The sequence below is a fragment of the Bradyrhizobium sp. ma5 genome (genome assembly GCF_042258955.1).
Lineage (GTDB): Bacteria > Pseudomonadota > Alphaproteobacteria > Rhizobiales > Xanthobacteraceae > Bradyrhizobium.
This window is the reverse complement of sequence record NZ_CP170156.1, coordinates 6035832-6056297: the sequence shown is the minus strand read 5'-3', so window position 1 is coordinate 6056297 and position 20466 is coordinate 6035832. Positions and strand designations below refer to the sequence as shown.

The window sequence follows — 20466 nt, the reverse complement described above, 5'->3', positions numbered from 1 at the left end:
ATCTCTAGACGACCTTGCGCTGGCGCAGCTCGGCGATCTCGTCCTGGCCGAAGCCGAATTCGGCCAGCACTTCCTCGGTCTGCTCGCCGAATTCCGGCGGGCGCGCCGCCATCTTGCTCGGCGTCCGCGACAGCGTCACGGGCTGGCTGACCAGCTGGATCTGCCGGTTCTCGTCATTCGGCACGTGCTGGGCCATGCCGAGATGCTTGACCTGGGCATCCTCGAACATCTGGTCGATCGAGTAGATCGGCCCGCACGGCACGCCGGCGGCGTTCAGCTCGTGCACCCAGGTCTCGGTCGATTTCTTTTCCGTCAGAGCATTGATTCGTGCGTTGAGCGCGTCGCGGTTCTTCGAGCGCGCCGGTGCGGTCGCGTAGTCGGGGTCGGTGACCAGGTCGGGCGCGCCGATCGCCTGGGCGCAGCGCTCCCAGATCCGCCCGCCTGTCGTGGCGATGTTGATGTAGCCGTCGGTGGTCTTGAACACGCCGGTCGGGATCGAGGTCGGATGGTTGTTGCCGGCCTGCTTGGCGACTTCCTTTTCCATCAGCCAGCGCGCCGCCTGGAAATCCAGCATGAAGATCTGCGCCTGCAGCAGCGAGGTCTGCACCCACTGGCCCTCGCCGGAGACGTCGCGTTCCAGCAGCGCGGTGAGGATGCCGATCGCGCAGAACAGGCCCGCGGTCAGGTCGGCCACGGGAATGCCGACCCGCATCGGTCCCTCGCCGGGCGCGCCGGTCACCGACATCAGGCCGCCCATGCCCTGCGCGATCTGATCGAAGCCCGGGCGCTTGTGATAGGGCCCGTCCTGGCCGAAGCCGGAGATGCTGCCATAGACGATCCGCGGATTGATCTTGCGCACGCTCTCATAGTCGATGCCGAGCTTGGCCTTCACATCAGGCCGAAAGTTCTCGACGATGACGTCGGCCTGCTCGGCCAGCCGCTTGAACACTTCGAGCCCCTTGGGGTCTTTCAGGTTCAGCGTCATGGCACGCTTGTTGCGATGCAGGTTCTGGAAGTCCGACCCGCCGCGCGGGCCGCCCGGCTGCTCGCCGCCGCCGTCCTCCAGCAGCGCATCGATCTTGATGACGTTGGCGCCCCAGTCGGCGAGCTGGCGTACGCAGGTCGGCCCCGACCGGACCCGGGTCAAATCCAGCACGGTGAAACGGGACAGGGCTTGGGATGCGCGGGGAAAGGGCATTGAGACACCTCTTGTTTGGCGGGCCGCTCTGGGGGCTACTGCCTATCTGCCATAGACAATTTGGCTGACCTTTCCAACTGTTACCCGGGCAACAAACCGGGCTGGAAACAAACAGGCATGGTTCCGTGGAGATCGGCTCGCCGCTTTGGCCGTCGTTCAGGTTTCCCCACACCTGCTTACAGGCGCCGCCACCCGCCAACCCTCGACAATCACTTCGCCGGCTGCTAGCCCGTCGCCATGCCGAATGGGTTTTGCCCTTATGGAAGAGGCACTTGAGGCGTATCGAGGCGATGGACCGAAAGCGGGCATGGCGATGAAGAAGGGTCCATCCCATCTGCTCGGTAACTCGGCATGGAACGCGACTGCCTTCGCGGTCGCGGTTTTGCTCAATCTCGCGATTCTTCCATTCGTGATTTTCCGGCTCGGCCTTGCTGCCTTCGGTGTTGCAGGCCTGGTGACAGCCTGCGTCGCGCCTGCCCTGATGTTCAGCAATGCGCTTGGCCTCTCGACGGCGCGCGAGCTCGCGCAACGGTTGGAACCGTCCGATCGCGGCGAGGCACGGCGTTTCTTCGCGACAGCGCTTGCGCTAGCCATCGCCGTGGGGTGCCTGATCTCGGCATTGCTCATCCTTGCCGGACCGCCGCTGGCGCGATTGGGATTTCACCTGGGTGGTCCAGCGTCTGACGACCTCGGGCTTGCCTTTGCATTGGCCGGTACCGGCTGGCTGTTCCAGTGCCTGTTTGCGGTCTTCCTCTCGCTGTTCACGGCGCGCCAGGATTACCGGCGGATCGCGTCGATCAGCATCGCCGGCACGGTGGTGACGACGATGTCGATGCTGCTGCTGATCCCACACGCGCCGCGCGCCTCGACCTTCATCGGCTGTCAGGCCCTGGGCTTCGCGACGAATCTTCTGATGGCCTTGGCCTGGTCGCGGCATGCCATCCACGACTGGCTGGCACGGCCCGCACTCGATCGCAGCGCGTTGCGTGCGCTCGTGAAACTTGGCGGCTGGCAGGTCGCGGCGCAAAGCGGCGCGCTGTTCGCTGGGCAGGCGGACCGCTATCTGCTCGGCGCGCTGCTGCAGCCGCAATTCGTCGGCTTCTACAGCGTCGCGCAGCGGCTGGAGGAGGCGGTCTATATCGGTGTGCTGAAAAGCGGCGAGATCTTGTTCCCGTTCTTCAGCACGTTGCAGAAGGAAGATGACGACCGCAAGGTCGACCTGTTGCTGCGCTCATCCTGGATTCTCAACGTGCTTGCCGCGAGTGCGCTTGGCGGCCTGATCCCGGTCGCAGGCGCGCTGCTGTATCGATGGACCGGCGCCGAGGTCGCCGCCGAGGCGCAGCTCGTGCTGGTGGTGCTTGCGATCAGCGGGATATTGGGGTCGAGCGCCAACGTGTTCGCGTTCTATCTGCTGTCGCAGGGACGCTCCAGTTTCAACGCGTTGATCTCGCTCGTCACCGGCATCTTCACGCTGGCGACCAGCGCCATTGCGCTGCCGTATTTCGGCTGGCAGGCCGCCGGCTGGAGCTCCTGCGTCGGGATGGTTGCCCAGATGGTCGTCACGGTGCTGCTGCTGCGACGAACTTTCAGGCTCTCGGCCATGTGGTCGCGGATGCTGCATTTCGTCCTGATCCCGCTCGGCACGGGCATTGCGGTTGCGCTGGTGCTGCGCGCGCGGCTTGGCCTTGTGTCGTTCGACCATGCGCCGTCATGGTGGTATGTGGTGTCGCTCTACGGCGTGTCGGCGGCGGCGATCTTTGTCGCCGCCGTTGCCGTGTCGCAACTTGGTCCGTATCGCGCCGTCTGCTGGCGCGATCTCCGCGTCATCGTCGCACGCTTCTTGCCGTTCAAGGCCGCCTAGACATGTGTGGTATCGCAGGCATCGTCAATCTGCACGGCGGCCCCGTGGACCCGGCCGACATCTCGCGGCTCACCAGCCTGATCGCGCATCGCGGTCCGTTCGGCGAGGGCACCTGGTTCAACGCGAAGCGAAACGTCGCCTTCGGCCATCGCCGGCTCGCCATCATCGATCCCGGCGAGGGCGGCTATCAGCCGATGGCATCCGGCGATGGCCGCCATGTGATCGTCTACAACGGCGAGATCTACAACTTTCTCGAATTGCGCCGCGAGCTCGAGGCGAGGGGCGCGGTGTTCCGCAGCCAGTCCGACACCGAGGTGATCCTTGCCGCCTGGCAGGCGTGGGGCGAGGACATGCTGCTGCGCTTCAACGGCATGTGGGCGCTGGCGATCTACGACACTGTCACGGATGATCTGTTCCTCGCGCGCGATCGGTTCGGCATCAAGCCAATGCTGTACGCGCTGTCAGGCGAGCGGTTCGTGTTCGCATCCGAGCAGCGGGCGCTGGCGCGGAGCGGCCTGGTCGAGACGTCGCTCGATATCGACGTGGCGCGGCGGTTGTTGCTGGACCCGTTCGGCATCGAAGGCAGCGAGCGGACATTGTTCGCGCAACTGCGTCGCCTGCAGGGCGGGCACTGCATGTGGTTGCGCCAGGGGCGGGTGCAAGTGCGCCGCTGGTGGCGGACCGTGGATCATCTGCCTGATATCCCGGACACCGAGGCCGAACGCATCGAGCGCTTTCGCGACCTGTTTCAGGATTCCGTCGCGCTCCGCATGCGCAGCGACGTTCCGATCGGGACCTGCCTGTCCGGCGGCTTCGATTCGTCTGCGGTGATCTGCGCGATGGCGACCCATGAGAAGGCCGGCATGGGACCGCGCGACTCGACTGCCTGGCGGCACGCCTTTGTCGCCACCTTTCCCGGCGCCAGCAACGACGAGCGGCCGATGGCGGAGGAAGCGGCCGCGTGGGCCGATGTGGCGCCGAGCTTTCTCGAGATCGGGCGCTCCGATGCGCTCACTGACCTTGATCGGATCCTTGACGACAACGACGATGTCTATATCGGGCTGCCGAGCGCGCCGTGGCTGATCTATCGCGAACTGCGGCGCCAGAACGTCACCGTGTCGCTTGACGGCCACGGAGCGGATGAATTGATGGGTGCCTATTTGCAGGAGGGGCAGTCGACCGCATTCCGGATCCGCAATGCCGCCGCGGCGCTCACGTCACGATCGCAACTGGCGCAGCGCGGCATAGATTTCCTGCGGGCGCAGATGATCAGGCGGCAGGGGCACTATTTCCTGCGGGGAGGCCTGACCGCGATGCCTGCGGCGCTGCCGCTGGTCGCCGAGGATGACGAGTTGCCGAACACGTGGGGCGCGCTGAACCGGCGTCTCTATCGCATGTTCCACTCGACCACGCTGCCCACCATTCTGCGCAATTTCGACCGGCTCTCGATGGCGCACGGGATCGAGGTGCGCATGCCGTTCATGGACTGGCGGCTGGTGACCTACACGATGGCGCTGCCCGAAACCAGCAAATCGGCCGATGGCATGACCAAGGTGGTCGCGCGTCAGGCGATGGCGAACCTGATGCCCGAAAGCATCCGCACCGCGCGCCGCAAGGTCGGCTTCAACTCGCCGATGCCGGAGTGGCTGAACGGGCCATTGGCGGGCTGGACCAATGAGCTGCTCAATCGCAATGTCCCGGCGTTTGCCGAGTTCGTCGACGAAGCGCCGCTTCGAAAGACGGTCGGCCACTTGACGGCATCGCAGAGCTGGGATTGGGAATCCGTCGGCCGGATCTGGCCATACCTGAACATGAAATGGATGTTGGCAAGGTCCGTATAACCAATGCGTCTGTTCCAGAATAGCGGTCTCTATCCGTCTTATCTGCCGCGGCTGAACCAGCTTGCGGCAAAAGCGTCGAGCTTCGCGGCACGCCGCGACGTGTTCCTGCACGATCGCTTCGGCGCGGCACATTTTCTCGAGCCTGTGCTCGACGGTGCGCCTGAAGCCTTCTTCACCAATGGCGACGACGACGTGCTGCAGCGCCAGTGGGCGCGTGAGCAGGGTATGAAGGGGACGCCGACGCTCGAAGCCATCCTGCTTGCGCAGATCGAGCATCACAGGACCGACGTGTTCTACAATCTCGATCCGGTGCGTTATCCGAGTGCGTTCATCGCCAAGCTTCCGGGCTGTGTGAAGAAGACGTTGTGCTGGCGCGCGGCGCCCTCCGGAAATGCCGACTTGACCGCCTACGGCGCGGTGCTTGGAAACTTTCCCTCGATCCTCGAGGCCTGGCGCAGCAAAGGCTGCCGGGCGGAGCTGTTCTTCCCCGCGATCGATCCTGTCATGGAGCAGTACGGTTACGGCGAACGGCCGATCGACGTGGCGTTTGTCGGTGGATACTCGCGGCATCACAGCGCGCGCGGCAGAACGCTCGAACAGGTCGCGGCTCTGGCTGCCGAACGCAAGATCGTGTTCTGTCTCGATGCGTCGCGCCTGACACGGCTTGCCGAGAGCGCGGTCGGTCGGTTGCTGCCGCTGCAAAAGCACCGCAGGCCCGACGTCATCGCGCGAATAGCGCGGCTGCCGCTGTTCGGCAGGGACCTCTACGAGTTGTTTGGATCCGCCAAGATCGTGCTCAACGGCGCAATCGACATGGCCGGCAACGACCGCGGCAACATGCGCTGCTTCGAGGCGATGGGCTGCGGGTCGCTGCTCGTGTCGGATTCCGGCAACTATCCGGAGGCGATGGAGGAGGGTGTGACCATGCGCACCTACGACGCGCCTGAGAGGGCCGCCGAGGCGATTTCGAATAGCCTGCGGGATTGGCCGCAATGGGCCGGGATCGCCGCGTCCGGTCGAAGCCGCGTGCAGCAGACCTACAGCAAGGCCTCGCAATGGGCCCAGTTTAGCGATCTCGTGGCGCGGATTGAGCCGTGCTAGAGGGCTTTTCGAGCGAACTGGATGCCGTTTCGCGTAAAGAAAATACGCCGAAACGAGAATCTGGGGTCCCGTTCCGATTCCATCGGAACGAAAAAGGCTCTAGACGGAGCACAGTGCCGGCCGGTGGGCGGGCGATCGGGCCGAGATGATGTCTGCAAGTGACTTGATCCATCAACTGAAATGGGTGGCCGACGGGCTTGCCGCACCGCTGTTCAGGTTGCGGCCGCGGCCGTTCGGGCCGGGCTATCAGACGGTCAAGCGCGACACGATTACTGCGGCCATCGACGCGGGCTTGCTTCAGGCAGGGAAGGAGCTTCCGCCGGGCTACGGCGTCGCCATGGACGAGCGCGTGGTGGAATATCCCTGGGTCTATGGCCGGTTGAACAATGTCGGCAAGATGCTGGACGCTGGATCGACCTTCAACCACGACTTCCTGCTGCAGCGTCAGCCGCTGCGCGGCGCGGATCTCACCATCATGACGCTGGCACCCGAGCGGCGGTGCTATTGGCATGATGGCTACTCCTACGTGTTCGGCGATCTCCGAAAAACAATGTTCGGCGATCAGGTCTTCGACACCGTCGCCAGCATCTCGACGATCGAGCACATCGGCCTCGATAATCAGATGCTTTACACGGGCGATCCGCGCGACGCCGAGACCGATCGGGACGGCTTTGTTCCGGCGGTGCAGGAGTTCAAGCGCATTCTCAAGCCCGGTGGCACCTGCCTGATTTCGGTGCCGTTCGGCAAGCGCGAGAATCTCGGTTGGTATCAGGTGTTCGATCTTGCGATGATCGAGCGGATCATCGAGGCGTTCGGTGCGACGTCTCACCATGTCGACTATTTCGGCTATTCGCGACAAGGCTGGTCGCGCCAGAGCGCCGAGGCGCTCGCCGATGCCACCGTTTTCGACATCCACACCGGCAAGGGGCAGGGCAACGACCTTGCGGCGTCATCGCGCGCCGTCGCATGCCTGCAGTTGACGGCATGAATCTCGATTATCTGATCCAGCGTCTGCTCGGTCGCGCGACGTGCCGCTTGCAGGTCGACGCGGCGCTCGGGCGTTCGGCCAGGATCAGAAACATCCGCGGCGATTCCGACAAGATCGTCGTCGGCCGCAACAGCCGCATCCTGGGCGAGCTCCTGACCTTCGCGCATGGTGGGGAGATCAAGATCGGCGAGTGGTGCTATGTCGGCGAGGGAACCCGGATCTGGTCGGCTGCATCGATCGAGATCGGCAACCGCGTTCTGATCTCGCATTCGGCAAATGTTTTCGACAATCTCACGCATCCGCTGCGCGCAACCGAGCGGCACCGGCAGGTTCAGCAGATTTTCACGCTCGGACATCCGAACGATATCTCGCTTGACGAGAGCCCGGTGAAGATCTGCGATGACGCCTGGGTCGGCGCGGGCGCGATGGTCTTGCGCGGCGTGACGGTTGGGCAGGGCGCCATCGTTGCGGCCGGCGCGGTCGTGACGAAGGATGTCGCGCCGTTTACGATCGTGGCGGGCAATCCGGCCGTGCTGGTACGGGAGCTTGGCCCCGATGAACGGTGAACGCCAGTTTACCACCTGGGAGGATGCGGTGGTCTGGCTGCGCAATCAGCCGGACCAGCGCCAGCTCGTGCTCGACGCGTTCTACGACGATCCGCTGGTTGACGCTGCCGAGCGCTACTTCCAGAGCTCCGAGTGGCAAGCGGTTGCCACGCTGCTCAGCGGCCGGTCAGGTGCCGCGCTCGACGTTGGCGCCGGTCGCGGCATTGCGAGCTACGCGCTCGCCCGAATCGGGTTTGCCGTGACGGCGCTCGAACCGGACCCGAGCGCGATCGTGGGAGGGGCGGCGATCCGCGACCTGGCGCAACAGACGCAATTGCCGATCCAGGTGATTGAGGAGTTCTCCGAGCGGCTGCCGTTCGCCGATGCGACGTTCGATCTGGTCTTCGCCCGCGCGGTGCTGCACCATACGCGCGATCTCGAGGGGGCGTGCCGGGAGATGTTTCGCGTGCTGCGGCCCGGTGGCATGCTGATCGCGGCGCGCGAGCATGTTATCAGCAAGGAAGCGGACCTTCCGCAGTTCCTGGCGCAGCATCCGCTGCATCACCTTTACGGCGGCGAACATGCCTTCCTGCTCGATCGCTACACCGGCGCGCTGACCAAGGCGGGGTTCTCCACGGTCGACACGTTGGCTCCGCTGCAAAGCCCGATCAACCTGTTTCCCTATACGTCGGAGACCCTGAAAGCCGCGATCGTGACCAAATTGTCGCAAAAGATTCCGGTTGCTCCGCTATGGCGAGCTGCGCTTGCCTCACCCCGGCTGTTGGGCTCGCTGCTGTCGATGGCCGAACGTTTCGACCATCGTCCGGGCCGGCTCTACTCTTTTGTCTGTCACAAGGCTTGAGCGATGATCGTCTGGGTTACAGGCGCGAACGGGTTCATCGGCCGCCATCTGGCGCATGCGTTGGCGGGGGCAGGCCATGCGGTGCATGGCGTCGGACACGGGGCGCTTGACGCAACGGAAGCCCGGCGGCTCGGTTTGCAGAGCTGGATCAACGGCGAGATCGATGCGGCCAATCTCAACGCGCTTGCGGCTGCGCACGGGCTGCCGGCGCGTGTCTTTCATCTGGCTGGCGGATCATCCGTCGGCGTCTCGATCGAACGGCCGTTCGAGGATTTTTCGCGCACTGTCACGAGCACCGCGCGGCTGCTGGAATGGCTGCGCGGATCGGCGCCGGATTGCGCGGTGATCGCGGCGTCGAGCGCGGCCGTCTATGGCGCCGATCATTTCGGCCCGATCGCTGAAAGCGCGATCGTAACTCCGATGTCGCCGTATGGGCAGCACAAGCTGATGATGGAGCAATTGTGCGCGAGTTACGCGCGGTCGTTCGCCTTGCGTTGCACGATCGTGCGGCTGTTCTCGGTCTATGGGCCGAACCTGCGCAAACAATTGCTCTGGGACATCTGCTCGCGGCTCAACGCCAGGGAGCAGGTGCTCACGCTCGGTGGGACCGGCAACGAGATACGTGACTGGACCGACGTTCGCGATGTCGCGAGGCTGCTTGCGAGCGTTGCGGACGCATCGCCGTCACAGCAGGCCTTCCGGGTCATCAATGGCGGTTCGGGCCGGGGGACCAGCGTTGCCGACATCGCCGCCGGTCTCAACGGACAGTGGGGTAGCAAGACGATCGTGCGGCACTCGGGTGTAAGCCGCCCCGGTGATCCCATGAGCCTGTTGGCCGATGATGCGATGCTGCGCCAGATCGGCTTCGATTGGCGCATTCCGCTCGATCAGGGCCTCGCCGATTACGTAGCCTGGTTCAAGGGGCAGGCTTCGTGACGTCCCGCCCATTGCGGTTCGCGTTCAATCACATTTCGCGACGGATTTGGGCCGGCGGGTTCAACTATCAGCGCAATCTGTTCGCGGCGCTTGCCCAATTTTTGCCCGGCGAGTTCGCCCCGGTCGTCTTTGCCGGGACGCGGGCCGACGAGAACGAAATCGCCGAGCTTGGTGCGATACCAGGCGTCGAGATCGTCCGGTCGGAGGTGTTCGACGGGCAGCCAGGTCTCGCGGCGGCACTCGCGCTTGGTCTGGACCGCGGAGCCGCGGCGGCGTTTCGCTCCGCGCACGTGGATGTTGTTGTCGAATCCGCGCGTTTCTTCGGTTGGCGGCTGGCGCTCCCTGCAGTGGCGTGGATTCCGGATCTGCAGCACCATTCGCTGCCTCAGCTGTTCCCGCGGACGGCACGCTGGCGTCGCGAGATTGGCTTTCGCGTTCAGATCGCGTCCGGGCGGACCATCATGCTGAGCAGCGAGAGCGCCTTTCGCGATTTCAGGGCTTACTATCCACACGCCAGCAACCGGGTCAGCGTCGTTCGCTTTGCGACCCAGCCTCCGGCCGCGTTCCTGAACATCGACCCATCAGAGGTCATCGCGGCGTACAATCTGCCGGCGAACTACTTCTATCTGCCCAATCAGTTCTATCGCCACAAGAACCATCAGCTTGTCGTCGACGCCTTGGATATCCTGAGGCGTCGTGGAGTCGACGTTGTTGTCTGTGCATCCGGCAGCACGGAAGATCGGCGTGAGCCGGGCTACTATGATCTGGTCAACTCCGAGATCCGGAGGCGTGGCCTCGATACGCATTTTCGTCACCTCGGCGTGATCCCGTTGCCGAATGTCTACGCGCTGCTGCGGGCTTCCACAGCCCTGCTCAACCCGTCGCGCTTCGAGGGCTGGAGCACGACGGTGGAGGAGGCGAAGTCGTTCGGCGTTCCGATGATCCTCTCCGACATCGACGTGCACCGGGAGCAGACCGCCGGCGCTGCGCGCTATTTCGGCGTCGATGATCCGGTCGCACTGGCGGATCATCTGATGCAGGCCTCACAGGAGGCGCACGGGTTCGTGGTTCGAAATGTTGTCCCGCATCAGGATGACAACGTCAGCACGTTTGCGGCGAGTTTTGCAGCGACGATGCGGCAGGCTGCTGATGTCGACAAGCCGCTCGCAACATAGGCTGGTTGCTGGCGTTGTGAGGCAGCAGCAATCGCCGGCGCCTCGCCCGAACAACCGTCGACAGGCGGGCCCGTGCCGCAAGCACTGGACCTTAAACAAAAGCCAAACATCCAGCCTTAACCGGCGCTCGGGATCAATTCGAACTTGCTGTCGGGGCTTTCATAGGCGCCCAGCATCGCCTTGGCGATGAGCTTCGGATTGTGCCACCGTTCGACGTAGCGTCGCGATGCCTGGCCACGCCTGAACCATTCGGCCCGTCGGTCAAGAATGGCGGCAATGCTTTCGACCAGGTCTCCCGGGCTCAGTCTGTAAACGGGCAACTCGCGCCTTATGGCATCCGGAACGAACATCATATCTTCTTCTCTGATGTAGCACGCGGCCGGCTTTCCCATTGCCATCATTTCAACGGCAAAACCTCCGTACCATCCTGCCAGCACCTGGTCGATTGCGAGGTCTGCCGACCGATAAATCTCCAGCGCCTGCTCGTGACTCGTCTTCTCGACGAGGATGAGGTCGAAGTCGTACCGCGACCGCAATCGTTCGAGGGCATCCAGGATCATCGGTGTACCCTTGATCCGGCCGGCAGTCGGGGCATGAACGATCTTTGGCCGGCCTTGTTCGGAAGGCGGCACAATTTCGAACTTCTCGATCTCGACGTTTGAATATGGGAGAAACTGGCCGTTCGGTACGACGTGTCCGAGTTCCGGATTCAGATAGAAGACCCGATCGAACAGCGGCAGAACCTTTTCGATCAGAAAGTGCCGTCGATGGTCGAGAGCGTCCGTGCATCGTTGATACAGCTCGCAGTGTTGCGGGGCGCACATCGTCCATTCGTTTCGTTTGTTCCCCTCGTTCGCCAGCCGGACATCACAACCTTGCAGGGTCATGAACAGCTTCTTGTCGAACAGGCGGGCGGCGTGCAGGTCTGCGGCAGCGAGTCTGTTGATGATGTCCGTCATCAGCGATGGCCGGGAGAGCACCGAGCCCGGCGCGGAGAGGGGGAAGCCCGGCGACAGAAAGGTCTGGCCGAAATAGTAGTGAAGAACATCGTAGTGCCACTGGTTCCTCAGACCGAACGCCGCGCTGCGAATGGCCGTCTCGAGAAACCCGGCATCCTTTGCCGACAGCATCCGGTCTGCCGAGTATCCGAGCCATGTGTCGTTTCGAACGACCACGTCGCTGGATGCTCCGAGCTGCCGCTCGGCGCGGGACAGCACCCAGGGCTGGTTTCCGACATTGACTGGTCCGTGCAGGATTCTCATGTGCGCGTATTCAGGTCCGCTGACGGGCGCGAAGGCCGCACAGGGCTATGAGGCATGATCATCTCTCGAACTCGCTGACACGCCTCGTCAGGCTTGCCCTGAGATCCTCGGGCAGATCAGCGGTTTCACAATAGAGCTTCCCGAGCCTCGCTGCGACCGCTTGCAAGCTGTAATGTGCTTCGACATAGCGGCGCCCCGCCTGGCCGATATCGTTTAGGTCGAGTTCACCCCTCAAGCATCGCTTCAGCACATCATAGATTTCGTCAGGACGCGTGTTGATGATCGGGCAGGTTGCCGGATCGATCATCATTCGGTCATTGCGCAGAAAGCACAGCACGGGCTTGGCCATGGCCATCGCCTCAAGGGCCGTATAGCCGTGAAAGCCTGCGACGAATTGATCCGCAACAAGGTGCGAGGCGCCGAAAAGCTCGATGACCTTCTTGTTGGGAACGCCCTGCACGGAGACCAGCTCGATCTTCTCTCCCTCCTTCACCAGCCGATCAATCGCCTCGATCAAGAGCCTGGTTCCCTTGAAATGCCCGTGGTTCGGCGCATGCGCCACTTTCAGCACGTCGCCGGCCTTGTAGACCGGCGGCTTCGCGGCGAGCTTGCTTGCGTCAATCGGCCAGTAGTGCATGTCCCGGCAGCCGGGCACATACGTCACCATATCCCCCATTGCGATCTGCGCGGTCGCACGGCCCTTGAGGCGGTTGATCGATGAGGCGTGCATCTCTGTCGTGCAGACGCAGAACTTGCCGGGGGACGGACATTCTTCGCACAGGTTCGGATGGCCGAGTGCGAGCGTTGCTTCCCGTGCTCGGACGTCGGCGCCGTAGGCGTAGGTATACAATCGCTTTCCCGACTGGAACAGGAGGTCGAGTTCCTCAGGGTTGATGCCATAGCGTCCGTCGCTCAGCATCAGGCCGCGGTCATAGAAGTAGTTGAAGATGTCGTAGCGCAGCAGGGCCCACGCCAGGACCACGCGGCGAAACAGGCCGAGACCTCTTCGGCTGCGCAGCAGTCGAAGGAAGCCCTCGAACAGGATGAGATTGATGTCGAATGATCTCGTCACATAGTACGTGTTGAACACCAGCGACGAGGAGCGAAATCCCAACATTCGATCGCAGCGTGCGAGCAGCGGCAAGGTGAGGATCGGGGTGGCGGCCCACAACGTACGCACCTTTCCCTTCGCAAGCCGCTTCTCGGTGGCGCGCCGGGCCGCGCGAACAAGCATGCGCGTGACGAAACCTGCGACGGCAGATTGGGCCGGCCGGGAGGATGCAACGTCGTCGGCGGGAAGCGGCACTTCCGTCAGGGACGCTGGTCCGATGGGTTCGATCTTGTTCACTCAAGAATCCGATGGATGCCAACTCAACATCAGCCAGCAGCTTCTAGCACATGTTTGGTCCGAAGCGGCCATGCGATGCGGTCCACGAGAGGAAACGCAGAGTTGGCGGTCGGCCTTCGCTATCTCAGGTTTCACCGGCGTATGAAAGCAGCTTCGATCGGTCCGGGAACGTTGACGCTCAGTAGATGATCGGGCTAAGACAGCGGCGGTTTGTTCCAAATGCGCGCATATTCTGACGCGGCGGTTATACCGGGCTCCGCCATCGAATCAATCTGGATAGGCATTTCGTGTGCGGCATATTTGGCCTCATAGATAAGACCGGGCCCGTCGATGCCCGCCAAGTGGACCAGATGACCGATCTCGTTGCCCACCGTGGTCCGGATGGGCGTGGGGTGAGGGTCAACGGGAACGTCGGGCTGGGACACCGTCGACTGGCCATCATCGATCTGACCGATGATGGCGCGCAGCCGATGCGCGACAGACGGCTTCCGATCTGGATCACCTACAACGGCGAGATCTACAATTACGTCGAGCTTCGCACGGAGCTCGAGGCTCTCGGATACACCTTTCATACGGCCTCGGATACCGAGGTCCTGCTCACAGCTTATGTTTGCTGGGGCGCAGCGTGCCTCGAACGCTTCAACGGCATGTGGTCGTTTGCGATCCACGACGAGCGCGACAACACGCTGTTCTGCGCTCGCGACAGATTTGGCGTAAAGCCGTTCTACTACGTCAATGCGGCGAGGCAGTTCGCCTTCGGCTCCGAGATCCGCCAGCTTCTTCCGCTGATCGAGCGCCCGATCGCGGATGACGATCTGATCAACGATTTCCTCGTTTGCGGCATGACCGACCATACCAGCCGGACCTTCTTCAAGGGCGTCGAGAAGTTGCCGCCCGGGCATCGGATGCGCGTCGATGTGTCGACGGGGCGGATTGAAATCGAGCGCTACTATTCGCTTGCGCCCGGGTTGGCCGTGTCTGATGAAGGCAGCGCGGCGAAATCGTTGCGGGAGCTGCTCGATGACGCGACGCGGCTGCGTCTGCGTTCGGATGTTCGTGTCGGAACCTGCCTGTCGGGTGGGTTGGACAGTTCGAGTGTCGCGACGCTGGCTGCGCGGCGCTATGCGCCGGGCTCGCGCGAGCGCTTCTTTGCCATCACGGCCGTGAGCGAGCAGGCATCCAACAATGAGGAGGCCTATGCGGCGGAGGTTGCAGAACGGGCGGAGCTGAACTGGCTGCGCACCAAGCCGACCTATCAGGATTTTGCATCGACGGCGGAGACCTTGCTCGACGTCCAGGAGGAGCCGTTCGCAGGTCCTTCGATCATGATGCAGTATGCGGTGATGCAGGCCGCGCGATCGAACGGCGTCATCGTGCTGCTCGACGGTCAGGGCGGTGACGAAACGTTGCTGGGGTACCATCGCTACTATGCAGCCTGGCTGCTCGACCATCTTCGCAGCGGTGGCGTCCGCGGATTTCTGTCCGCCTTCGGCGCCGCCACACGGGCGGGCATTTCGCGCCGGCGGTTGCTGATGTATCTGTTCGGCGCCGGTTCGGCAGGGCTGCGCGCGGCCTATTACCGCTTGCGTTACACTTTCCTCAAAAATCCCGACTTGCCAGAGCCGCTTCGCCGCTTTGCGTCGAAGACGAGGGATGCGCAGGGCATGCAGGTGCTGGAGATTACCGAGACCAATTTGCCGATGCTGCTGCGTTTCGAGGACAAGAACTCGATGCGGTTCGGCATCGAAACGCGACTTCCGTTCCTCGACTATCGCTTCGTCGAGTTCGCTTTGGCGCTTCCCACACGCATCAAGCTGAACAAGGGATGGGCAAAATGGCCGCTTCGCGCAGCGATGAGCGATCTGCTGCCGGCCAGCATCACCTGGCGGAGGGACAAGATCGGTTTTGCTGCCCCGGACCGGATCTGGCTCACGCGACACTCCGCCGCGATGTATGACAAGGTGATCGCAAGCGAGCTCCTGGCCCGCTATGTCGACATGCCGAAGCTGAAGAGGAAATTTCATCGGCTCGATCTTGGAATGCGCTGGCGGCTCTATTGCGTTGCGCTCTGGGGTGAGCGCTTTCGGGTCGAAGCGCCATGAGGCCTGATGGTTCCTGGATGTCATCGTCGCCGTCGACGAGCGCCGGCTTGTCGGCTGCTGCTTTGCGGGTGGCCCGATGAACATCTGGCTGTTGCATCCGTTCGCGGGCGGGCCGGGCCTCGGCCGTCACTGGCGTCCGTTCTGGCTCGCGGATGCCTGGGGAAAGATGGGGCATCGGGTGGTGGTGGTCAGTGCCGGTTTCCATCACCTGCACAGGGAGCCGCGCGCTCCGGGGCCGCAGCGGATCAGCGGTGTCGACTTCTGGTTCCTCGATACCCCGCGTTATGATGGCGGCAATTTGGGGCGGCTTCGCAACAACCTGAGCTTTGCGCCGGCCTTTCGTTCGGCGACATCCGCGATCGCCGCGCAATTCGGCGAGCCGGATCTGATGATCGCGTCCAGCCCGCATCTGTTCTTCATTTCGGCGGCGCGTCAGATCGCGCGGCACTTCGGTGCCAGGTTCTGGCTGGAGGTTCGCGACCTCTGGCCGGAGAGCATCGTGGCGCTTGGAATGACCCCGACCTGGCACCCCCTCGTGAGGTTGCTCGGCCGGAAGGAGCGCTCCGCCTATCGCGCCGCGGATCGCGTGATCTGTCTTTTGGCCGGTGCGGAAGCGCATATGCGGGCGCGTGGCTTGAGCGCCGGCAAGTTCGTCTGGATCCCCAACGGGGTGTCCGACGGCGAGATCCAGAGCGCGCTGACGATCGAAACTCTCGGTCATCCGTTGATAGACCGCATCAATCAGCTGAGGCTGCAGGGCAGGCGGGTTGTCCTCTATGCTGGCGGCATGGGACCGCCAAACGCAGTGGAGGTCGTTCTCGACGCCGCGGCGGTCCTCGGCAGCACAAGCCCCGGGATCAGTTTCGTTCTGATCGGTTCAGGCACCTCGCTCGCCGCACTGAAGCAGCGGGCGGCGGGACTTGCCAATGTGGAGTTTCACGACGAAGTCGATCGGTCGATCGTGCATGGCATGCTGCACGCGTCCGATTGCGCGGTCGTTGCCTTCCACAAGAACGCGCTCTACCACCACGGCATCAGCCCCAACAAGCTGTTCGACTACTGCCTGTTCGCGCCGCGCAGCGTCATTGCCTGCGAAGCCCAAGCGCTCGCCGGGCTCGAGGATCTGGTGACAGCGCGATGCGCGCCGGACGACTCCACCGCACTCGCCGCGTCGCTGCGCGCGGCGCTGGACGGTCCGGCGCGTTCGCGGGCCGAACGCGTCGCCATCGCGCAGCGGTACAGCTATTCGATGCTGGCCGCGCGGTACCTGGCCGAAGCCGGGGAACCGGCCTAGGTGTGGCTGTGGCGACACATGGATCTTAGCTAAATTCCTTTGATATCAATAATTTAACATGTTCATCGCGTGAACGAATTCGCTTGACGTTCATCCGGTGAACGCGCTATCAGCCACTCCAGTGGGGATAGGCGTGATGGCGGGCATTCTACCGACAGATGAGAATGACAGCGACCGGCTGGTGCTCGGTCTGCTCACCTCGCTTGAAGCCGATGGTGCGCAGTCGCAGCGGCGGATCGCAGCCGATCTCGGCGTCGCGCTCGGCCTGGTCAACGCCTACCTGAAGCGGGCGATCAAGAAGGGCTTCGTCAAGGTCGGGCAGGCGCCGGCACGGCGCTATGCCTATTACCTCACGCCGCAGGGCTTCTCCGAGAAATCGCGACTGACCGTCCAATTCCTGACGGACTCGTTTTCGCTCTTCCGCAAGGCGAAGGAGGAGTATGGCAGGCTGTTTGAGCGCGCCCAGGCGCTCGGCTTCAGGCGGGTGGTGCTCGCCGGACAATCCGACCTCTGCGAAATCGCGATCCTGTGCGCGGTCGACGGGCCAATTTCCGTCATTGCGATCGTCGATCCCGATGCAACCGCGACCCGGTTCATTGGCGTCAAGGTCGTTTCCTCCTACGCGTTGGTGGACGAGCCGTTCGATGCGGTCGTCGTGACGCATCTGACGGCGGCGCGCAGTGTATTCGAGCAGGCGGTCAGCAATTTCGGGGCGGAGAAAGTCCTCGCGCCGGACCTGCTGGGCCTGCCTCCAAAGCAGTCGCTGGGGGCGTGATGGCCATGGAGCACGGTTCACGCTGGTACGTCGTCCAGACGCAAGTCAATGCCGAAGCAAAGGCGGCCGTCAACCTCGAGCGGCAGGGATTTTCGATCTATTTCCCCCGTTACCTGAAGCGCCGCAGCCACGCCCGGAAGGTGGAGACTGTGCCGCGTCCGCTGTTTCCACGCTATCTCTTTGTCGGGATCGATCTCGCGTCGCAGCGCTGGCGTGCCATTCAATCGACGCTCGGCGTGTCGCATCTCGTGTGCGTGGGAGACCGGCCGGCCGTGGTGGAAGACCGCGTCATCGATGCCTTGAAGGGGCGCGCGGACGAAGCCGGCTTCATCACGCTTGCGCGCCGGCCGGCGTTCTCGCCCGGGGATAAAGTGCGAATTGTCGAAGGTGCGTTCGTCGACAGTCTTGCGCTCGTTGAAGACGCCAGCGATCAGCATCGCGTTGCGGTTCTGTTGAATCTGTTGGGCCGCAAGGTTCGCGTTCTTGTCGGAACGGACCTGATCGCTGCGGCGTAACTGCGTCCGCCCTCGGGCAGGCGTGATGGACATGTTTGGCTTGGGTGTGATGTTCGATTCACCCCGAGTGCGGTAGCTTGCCTGAAGCAGGCAGAAACGTTTGAGAGAGGGGCCCATGACGACTTACGCATTGATCGGCGCTGCCGGCTACATCGCGCCGCGGCACATGCGGGCGATGGCCGAGACCGGCGGCAATCTCGCGGTGGCGTACGATCCCAACGATTCCGTGGGCATCATGGACAGCCACTTTCCGGATGCCGAGTTCTTCACCCAGTTCGAACTGTTCGATCGCTGCGTCGATCAGTTGCGCCGAGGCGGCCGCAAGATCGACTACATGTCGATCTGCTCGCCGAACTATCTCCACGACGCGCATTGCCGGTTTGCGCTGCGCTCGGGCGTGGATGCCATCTGCGAAAAGCCGCTGGTCCTCAATCCCGGCGACATCGACGAACTGGCCGCCATCGAGCAGGACACCGGCCGCCGCATCTCGACCATTCTGCAATTGCGGCTGCATCCGGCGATCATCGCGCTGCGCGATCGCTTCGCGAACTCGAACAAGCGCCACAAGGTCGAGCTGACCTACATCACCTCGCGCGGGCGCTGGTATCACACCTCCTGGAAGGGCGCAGACGCCAAGTCGGGTGGTGTTGCGACCAATATCGGGGTGCACTTCTTCGACATGCTGAGCTTCGTGTTCGGCCCCGCCAGCCGCAACGAGGCGCACCTGCGCGAGGAGGAGAGGGCGGCCGGCTCCCTGGAGTGCGAGCGCGCGGATGTGAGCTGGTTTCTGTCGCTGGACCGCAACGATCTGCCCGACAGCGTGAAGGGCAAGAAGACGACCTATCGCTCGATCACGGTCGACGGCGAGGAGGTCGAATTCTCGGAAGGGTTCACTGATCTCCATACGCGGAGCTATGAGGAGATCGTCGCCGGGCGCGGCTTCAGGCTGGACGAAGTCCGCCCCTCGATCGATATCGTCTCCACGTTCCGCCATGCGCCGATCGTCAGAAGCAACGGCGTTCACGCCTTTGCCCAGAAGGCGATGCACAAATGAGCGAGATGCGCGAGGACCCGCGCTTTCCCGGCGTCCTGATCCACCAATCGAGCTACGTTGACGATGGGGCGGTGCTCGGGCGCGGCACCAAGATCTGGCACTTTTGCCATATTCTGTCGCGCACGGTGATCGGCGAGGATTGCTCGATCGGCCAGAACGTGATGATCGGTCCGAACGTCAAGATCGGAAACGGCTGCAAGATCCAGAACAACGTCTCGATTTATGATGGCGTCGAACTTGACGATGACGTGTTCTGCGGCCCGAGCTGCGTCTTCACGAACGTGAACAATCCGCGCGCCGGCGTGTCGCGGAAGGACGAGTTTCGCAAGACACCGATCGGACGCGGCGCCAGCATCGGCGCCAATGCGACCATCGTCTGCGGACATTCGCTGGGCGAGTACTGCTTCATCGGAGCCGGTGCTGTCGTCACGAAGAATGTCGCTGCATTTTCGTTGATGGCGGGCAATCCGGCCCGCCGAATTGGTTGGATGAGCAGAGCAGGCGAGCGGCTGGGCAGTGATCTGGTCTGCCCACGCACTCACCGACGTTATGAGCTTCACAATGAAGCGCTTGTTGAAATCGAGGGTTGAAGACAATGGACATTCGCGGAAAGAAGGTTGTCGTTATCGGGGGCGCCGGGCTGATCGGGTCGCATGCGGTCGATCAGTTGACGCAGACTGACGTCGGCGAGATCGTCATTTACGACAATTTCGTGCGTGGCACGAATGAGAACCTTGCCGGCGCGCTGCGCGACCCTCGCGTCAAGATCTTCGAGGCCGGCGGCGACATCACGCAGGTCGACATCCTCGATGCAGCCCTGAAGGGAGCTGACGGGGTATTTCAGTTCGCTGCGCTGTGGCTGCTGCAGTGTCACGAATTCCCGCGCACGGCTTTTGACGTCAACGTCAACGGAATGTTCAACGTCCTCGACGGATGCGTGCGCAACGGCGTCAAGCGGCTAGTCTGGTCATCGTCGGCGTCCGTCTATGGCGATGCCGTCGAGGAGCCGATGACGGAGGACCATCCGTTCAACAACAAGAACTTCTATGGTGCGACCAAGATCTGTGGCGAGGCCATGGCCCGTGCCTACCACTTCCGCTATGGCCTCGACTATGTCGGGCTCCGGTACATGAACGTGTACGGACCGCGTCAGGATTACCGAGGCGCCTATATCGCCGTGATCATGAAGATGCTCGACGCGATCGACAAGGGCGAGGGACCGACGATCCTAGGCGATGGCTCGGAGGCGTTCGATTTCGTCGCGGTGGAAGATTGCGCGCGCGCCAATCTGTGCGCCATGGGCGCGAGTGCGACGGATCGCTTCTACAACGTCGGCACGGGACACCGGACCTCGCTGAAGCAGATCGCCGAAAAGCTCTTGAACCTCACCGGCTCCAATCAGCCCATCAACTATGCGCCGCGGAGCCAGGCCACGCTGGTGCGCAACCGGATCGGATCGCCGAAGCGGGCGCAGGAGGAAATCGGCTTCAACGCCGCGATCGACCTGGACGAAGGGCTGCGGCGGCTGATCGACTGGCGCAGAAGCCATATCGATCAGGTCGATCAGCGTCGTGCCAAGGCCCAGATCTGAAAAGAGGCTCAGATCTGA

General features: G+C 63.0%; 18 protein-coding genes. 15 read left to right on the top strand and 3 right to left on the bottom strand.

Going from position 1 to position 20466, the window contains the following annotated elements; genetic code table 11:
• Nucleotides 1–4: 4 nt before the first annotated feature.
• A complete protein-coding gene (locus ACE103_RS28365) occupies nucleotides 5–1198 on the bottom strand; it encodes a CaiB/BaiF CoA transferase family protein (protein ID WP_375775746.1) in 1194 nt (397 codons plus the stop codon).
• Between the two features lie 307 nt (nucleotides 1199–1505).
• On the opposite strand from ACE103_RS28365, the gene ACE103_RS28360 reads away from it, so the two are divergent.
• From ACE103_RS28360 to ACE103_RS28325, 8 genes are all read left to right on the top strand, one after another.
• Nucleotides 1506–3059 (top strand): lipopolysaccharide biosynthesis protein, encoded by a 1554-nt coding sequence (locus tag ACE103_RS28360; RefSeq protein ID WP_375775745.1) that lies wholly within the window; start codon nucleotides 1506–1508, stop codon nucleotides 3057–3059.
• A gap of 2 nt (nucleotides 3060–3061) precedes the next feature.
• A complete protein-coding gene (gene asnB, locus ACE103_RS28355; protein ID WP_375775744.1) occupies nucleotides 3062–4900 on the top strand; it encodes an asparagine synthase (glutamine-hydrolyzing) in 1839 nt (612 codons plus the stop codon).
• Nucleotides 4901–4903: 3 nt separating this feature from the next.
• Nucleotides 4904–6001, top strand: a complete 1098-nt coding sequence (locus ACE103_RS28350; protein WP_375775743.1) for a glycosyltransferase — start codon at nucleotides 4904–4906, stop codon at nucleotides 5999–6001.
• 148 nt (nucleotides 6002–6149) lie between these two features.
• Complete coding sequence (locus ACE103_RS28345) at nucleotides 6150–6989, top strand: methyltransferase domain-containing protein (protein ID WP_375775742.1); 840 nt, start codon at nucleotides 6150–6152, stop codon at nucleotides 6987–6989.
• Nucleotides 6968–7555: an acyltransferase gene (locus ACE103_RS28340; RefSeq protein WP_375775741.1), complete on the top strand. Its 588-nt coding sequence runs from the start codon at nucleotides 6968–6970 to the stop codon at nucleotides 7553–7555. Before ACE103_RS28345 ends, ACE103_RS28340 begins: the two co-directional genes overlap by 22 nt.
• Nucleotides 7545–8396: a class I SAM-dependent methyltransferase gene (locus ACE103_RS28335; RefSeq protein ID WP_375775740.1), complete on the top strand. Its 852-nt coding sequence runs from the start codon at nucleotides 7545–7547 to the stop codon at nucleotides 8394–8396. The genes ACE103_RS28340 and ACE103_RS28335 overlap by 11 nt, the downstream gene beginning before the upstream one ends.
• A gap of 3 nt (nucleotides 8397–8399) precedes the next feature.
• Entirely contained in the window at nucleotides 8400–9332 is a 933-nt protein-coding gene (locus ACE103_RS28330; RefSeq protein WP_375775739.1) for an NAD-dependent epimerase/dehydratase family protein, read from the top strand.
• Nucleotides 9266–10507: a glycosyltransferase family 4 protein gene (locus ACE103_RS28325; protein WP_375775738.1), complete on the top strand. Its 1242-nt coding sequence runs from the start codon at nucleotides 9266–9268 to the stop codon at nucleotides 10505–10507. The genes ACE103_RS28330 and ACE103_RS28325 overlap by 67 nt, the downstream gene beginning before the upstream one ends.
• A gap of 116 nt (nucleotides 10508–10623) precedes the next feature.
• Here ACE103_RS28325 and ACE103_RS28320 read toward each other — a convergent pair whose 3' ends face one another.
• Nucleotides 10624–11769, bottom strand: a complete 1146-nt coding sequence (locus ACE103_RS28320) for a hypothetical protein (RefSeq protein WP_375775737.1) — start codon at nucleotides 11767–11769, stop codon at nucleotides 10624–10626.
• Between the two features lie 58 nt (nucleotides 11770–11827).
• Nucleotides 11828–13117, bottom strand: coding sequence for a hypothetical protein (locus ACE103_RS28315; protein WP_375775736.1), 1290 nt, complete (start codon nucleotides 13115–13117; stop codon nucleotides 11828–11830).
• Nucleotides 13118–13467: 350 nt separating this feature from the next.
• On the opposite strand from ACE103_RS28315, the gene asnB (ACE103_RS28310) reads away from it, so the two are divergent.
• From asnB (ACE103_RS28310) to ACE103_RS28280, 7 genes are all read left to right on the top strand, one after another.
• Nucleotides 13468–15219, top strand: coding sequence for an asparagine synthase (glutamine-hydrolyzing) (gene asnB, locus ACE103_RS28310; RefSeq protein WP_375775735.1), 1752 nt, complete (start codon nucleotides 13468–13470; stop codon nucleotides 15217–15219).
• Between the two features lie 76 nt (nucleotides 15220–15295).
• Entirely contained in the window at nucleotides 15296–16513 is a 1218-nt protein-coding gene (locus ACE103_RS28305) for a glycosyltransferase family 4 protein (protein ID WP_375775734.1), read from the top strand.
• 136 nt (nucleotides 16514–16649) lie between these two features.
• A complete protein-coding gene (locus ACE103_RS28300; protein ID WP_375775733.1) occupies nucleotides 16650–17288 on the top strand; it encodes a winged helix-turn-helix transcriptional regulator in 639 nt (212 codons plus the stop codon).
• Nucleotides 17288–17803: a transcription termination/antitermination protein NusG gene (locus ACE103_RS28295; protein ID WP_375775732.1), complete on the top strand. Its 516-nt coding sequence runs from the start codon at nucleotides 17288–17290 to the stop codon at nucleotides 17801–17803. Before ACE103_RS28300 ends, ACE103_RS28295 begins: the two co-directional genes overlap by 1 nt.
• 115 nt (nucleotides 17804–17918) lie before the next feature.
• Nucleotides 17919–18857 carry a Gfo/Idh/MocA family oxidoreductase gene (locus tag ACE103_RS28290; RefSeq protein WP_375775731.1) on the top strand — a complete coding sequence of 313 codons (939 nt, stop codon included), beginning with the start codon at nucleotides 17919–17921 and terminating at the stop codon, nucleotides 18855–18857.
• 71 nt (nucleotides 18858–18928) lie between these two features.
• Nucleotides 18929–19447 carry an acyltransferase gene (locus ACE103_RS28285; protein WP_375775730.1) on the top strand — a complete coding sequence of 173 codons (519 nt, stop codon included), beginning with the start codon at nucleotides 18929–18931 and terminating at the stop codon, nucleotides 19445–19447.
• 5 nt (nucleotides 19448–19452) lie between these two features.
• Complete coding sequence (locus ACE103_RS28280) at nucleotides 19453–20448, top strand: NAD-dependent epimerase/dehydratase family protein (protein WP_375775729.1); 996 nt, start codon at nucleotides 19453–19455, stop codon at nucleotides 20446–20448.
• The last annotated feature ends 18 nt before the right edge of the window (nucleotides 20449–20466 follow it).